This window comes from Pedomonas sp. (assembly GCF_036515995.1).
Taxonomy (GTDB): Bacteria; Pseudomonadota; Alphaproteobacteria; order Sphingomonadales; family Sphingomonadaceae; genus Pedomonas.
This window is the reverse complement of sequence record NZ_DATBUP010000002.1, coordinates 1-3,578: the sequence shown is the minus strand read 5'-3', so window position 1 is coordinate 3,578 and position 3,578 is coordinate 1. Positions and strand designations below refer to the sequence as shown.

Here is a 3,578-nt window from a genome sequence, read left to right as displayed (position 1 = left end):
CGCTGTTCAACCGTCTGGTTGGCAAGAAGCTGGCGCTTGTCGACGACACGCCGGGCGTCACCCGCGACCGCCGCGAAGGCGACGGCTCGCTGTTCGACCTTGAGTTCACCATCGTCGACACGGCGGGCCTGGAGGATGCGGAAGCCTCAACGCTGGCCGGGCGCATGCGCGCCCAGACCGAAGCCGCGCTGGACACGGCGGATCTGGCCGTGATGGTGATCGACGCCCGCGCCGGCATCACGCCGCTGGACCGGCACTTCGCCGGGTGGCTGCGGGCGCAGGACAAACCGGTGCTGCTGCTGGCCAACAAGGCCGAGGGCCGGATGGCCGAGGCGGGCTACTACGAGGCCTTCGCACTGGGTCTGGGCGAGCCGATCGCCATTTCCGCCGAACACGGCGAAGGCATGGCGGACCTGTATCAGGCCATCGTCAAGCACGTCGGCCTGCCGCCCGAGGATGCTTTCGAGGAAGAGGACAAGTCCGAGCCGACTCCGGAGGAAGTGGCCGCCGCGCCGCTGAAGCTGGCCGTGGTCGGCCGCCCCAATGCGGGCAAGTCCACCCTCATCAACAAGCTGCTGGGCGAGGACCGTCTCGTCACCGGGCCGGAGGCGGGCATCACCCGCGACTCGATCTCGGTGGGCTGGGAATGGCAGGGCCGCCCGGTTCGACTCATCGACACGGCCGGTCTGCGCCGCCGTGCGCGCGTGACGACCAAGCTGGAAAAGCTCTCCGCCGCCGACACCCGCCGCGCCGTCGACTTCGCCGAAGTGGTGGTGCTGCTGCTGGACGCAACGCTGGGCCTCGAGTCGCAGGACCTGCGCATTGCCGATCAGGTGCTGCAGGAAGGCCGGGCGCTGGTGATCGCGCTTAACAAGTGGGACTCGGTGGAGAATCACGGCGAGCTCTATCGCGGCGTCGCCCGCGCGCTGGAGGACGGCCTGTCCCAGGTGAAGGGCGTGCCGCTCATCCCGGTGTCCGCCGCCACCGGCAAGAACCTCGACACGCTGCTCAAGGCGGCATTCGAGATTCGCGACCTGTGGAGCCGCCGCGTGCCGACCTCCCGCCTCAACGACTGGTTCGCGGCGGCGCTGGAGCGCAACCCGCCGCCGGCACCGGGCGGAAAACGGATCAAGCTGCGCTATATCACTCAGGCCCGCATTCGCCCGCCGTCGTTCATCGTGTTCGGCAACCGGCTGGATGAACTGCCCGATTCCTACCAGCGCTATCTGGTGAACCTGATGCGCGAGGAACTGGGGTTCATGGGCGTGCCGATCCGCCTGAACTTCCGCAGCCGCGAGAATCCTTACGCGGGGAAGCCAAGGCGCTAGAGCGAATAGCGAAAGGCGCGTTGCATGCTTGCTCTCTACAGCCTCAGAAACGGTCATCTCGACTTTTGCGGCGAAGAGGGAAGCGGAGCCAAGGCGCCTGCGCCGCTGGATGCAAGGTTGCTGCTTGAGGCGGTTTGGATTGATCTGCACGAGCCGACGCAGGAAGAGGAAACCTTCGTCGAGCGCGAGCTGAACATCAACATCCCGACCCGGGAGCAGATCTTCGGGCTGGAGATGGCCAACCGGATCACTGAGGAGAACGGCGCGATCTACGCGCCGGCCTCCATCTTGCTGACCCACAACGGCGATGCGCCGGTGCTCACCACGGTGTTCTTCATCTTGGCGGGCAAGCGGCTGGTGACGGTGCGCCACAGCCCGATTCACGCCTTCGAGATCTTCAGCGGGGAAGCCTGCAAATCCGGCGCGCCGAAGTTCGCCGACGGCGCTGGCATCTACATGGGGCTGATGGAGCTCATGACCGACCGGCTGGCGGACGTGCTGGGACAGGCGGGCGCGGCGCTGGATATCATGACCCAGCACGTGTTTCAGGAGGAGCTGCGCTTCCGCCGGGCCGAGATCAAGGACTTCAGGCGTGTGCTGGCCCGCCTCGGGCGCAGGGGCGACATGCTCTCGAAGGCGCGGGAGAGCCTGCTCAGCCTGATGCGGATCAATACCTACCTTACCACGGCGCTGGAGGACATGCCGCACCGGAAAGAGGTCAGGGAGCGACTCAGGTCCATCTCCAACGACATCGGGGCGCTGACGGACCACGTGAGTTATCTGTCCTCCCGCATTGCCTTGCTGCTGGATGCCACGGTCGGCCTCATCAACCTCGAGCAGAATGGGATCATCAAGATCTTCTCGGTGGTCTCGGTCGCGTTCCTGCCGCCGACGCTGATCGCCTCCATCTACGGCATGAACTTCCACCATATGCCGGAACTGGACTGGCCGTTCGGCTACCCGGTGGCGGTTGGCCTGATGGTGCTCTCCGCAGTGCTTCCGTATGTGTTTTTCAAGCGCAAAGGCTGGCTTTAGTGCAGAACCCCCCTATTATTGAGGGTAGGCGTTGGCGGATGCCGGATTAAGATTGCGCATGTTTTTCGCCGGCGATGGGGGTCGCCCGTTGCGAGGAACCGATTGGGGGGAGGGGAAATAGGCGGCGCGCTTGTGCCGCCTATTTCTATTTCAGGGGTGCTCGATCGGCCGGATCCACGGGTTGACCGCAGTCTTGAAATCGCAGGACACGCACCCCGTCTGAAAACTGCTTCAACGACCATTTGACGAACACCGAAACGCCCGTTAGCCAGCCACTATGCGCTTCACATCCGATAATACCGCAACCGTATCTCCCGAGATTCTGGCCGCGATTCACGAGGCCAACGCCGGACCGACCGTGCCTTACGACGGCGATCCGTGGTCGAGCCGGCTGAGCGAAGTGTTCTCGGCCTTTTTCGGCACGGACGTGACAGCGTTCGCGGTGACGACCGGTACGGCGGCCAACTCGCTGGCGCTCGCCTGCATGACGCCGCCGTTCGGCGCGGTGGTATGCCATCGCGAGGCGCACGTGCAGGTGGACGAGTGCGGCGCGCCCGAGTTCTACACCGGCGGGGCCAAGCTGCTGCTGGCGGAAGGACACTGCGCCAAGGTGACGCCCGAGAGCTTTGCCGCGGTGCTGGCGGACATGCGGATCGGCGACGTGCATCAGGTGCAGCCGCGGGTGCTCTCCCTGACGCAGGCGACCGAGCTGGGCTGTGTTTATACCCCCGCGGAGGTGGCGGCGCTGGCGCAGGCGGCCAAGGCGCGGGGCATGAGCGTGCACATGGATGGCGCGCGTTTTGCCAACGCGTTGGCGCACCTGAACTGCCACCCGGCGGACATCACCTGGAAGGCGGGCGTCGATGTGCTGTGCTTCGGCGCGACCAAGAACGGCGCACTGGCGGCGGAAGCGGTGGTGTTCTTCAACCGCAACATGGCGGCGGAGTTCGGCCTGCGGCGCAAGCGCGGCGGGCACCTGCTGTGCAAGGGGCGCTACATCAGCGCGCAGCTGCTGGCCTACATCGAGACCGGGCTGTGGCGGCGCAATGCGGAGCGCGCCAACCGGCTGGCCCAGCAGATTGCCGCGGCGGTGCCGGGCCGGCTGCTTTATCCGGTGCAGGCCAACGAGGTATTTCTGAACGTTGGCTCCGAAGGCGCGCACCAGCTGCGGGCGCAGGGCTTCCAGTTCTACGACTGGGGCGCCGAAGGTTCGGG

The 3,578-nt window shown here is 65.9% G+C and carries 3 protein-coding genes; all 3 read left to right on the top strand.

The window, feature by feature from the left end; all coding sequences use genetic code 11:
• Positions 1-2: 2 nt before the first annotated feature.
• The gene (der, locus tag VIG90_RS00105; protein WP_331591297.1) at positions 3-1,328 is read left to right on the top strand and encodes a ribosome biogenesis GTPase Der; all 1,326 of its coding nucleotides are present in this window, start codon (positions 3-5) and stop codon (positions 1,326-1,328) included.
• Positions 1,329-1,352: 24 nt separating this feature from the next.
• On the top strand, positions 1,353-2,363 hold the full coding sequence (locus VIG90_RS00100) for a magnesium transporter CorA family protein (RefSeq protein WP_331591296.1): 1,011 nt from the start codon (positions 1,353-1,355) through the stop codon (positions 2,361-2,363).
• Positions 2,364-2,640: 277 nt separating this feature from the next.
• The coding region (locus tag VIG90_RS00095) for a threonine aldolase family protein (protein ID WP_331591295.1) at positions 2,641-3,578 on the top strand (938 nt) is incomplete at its 3' end.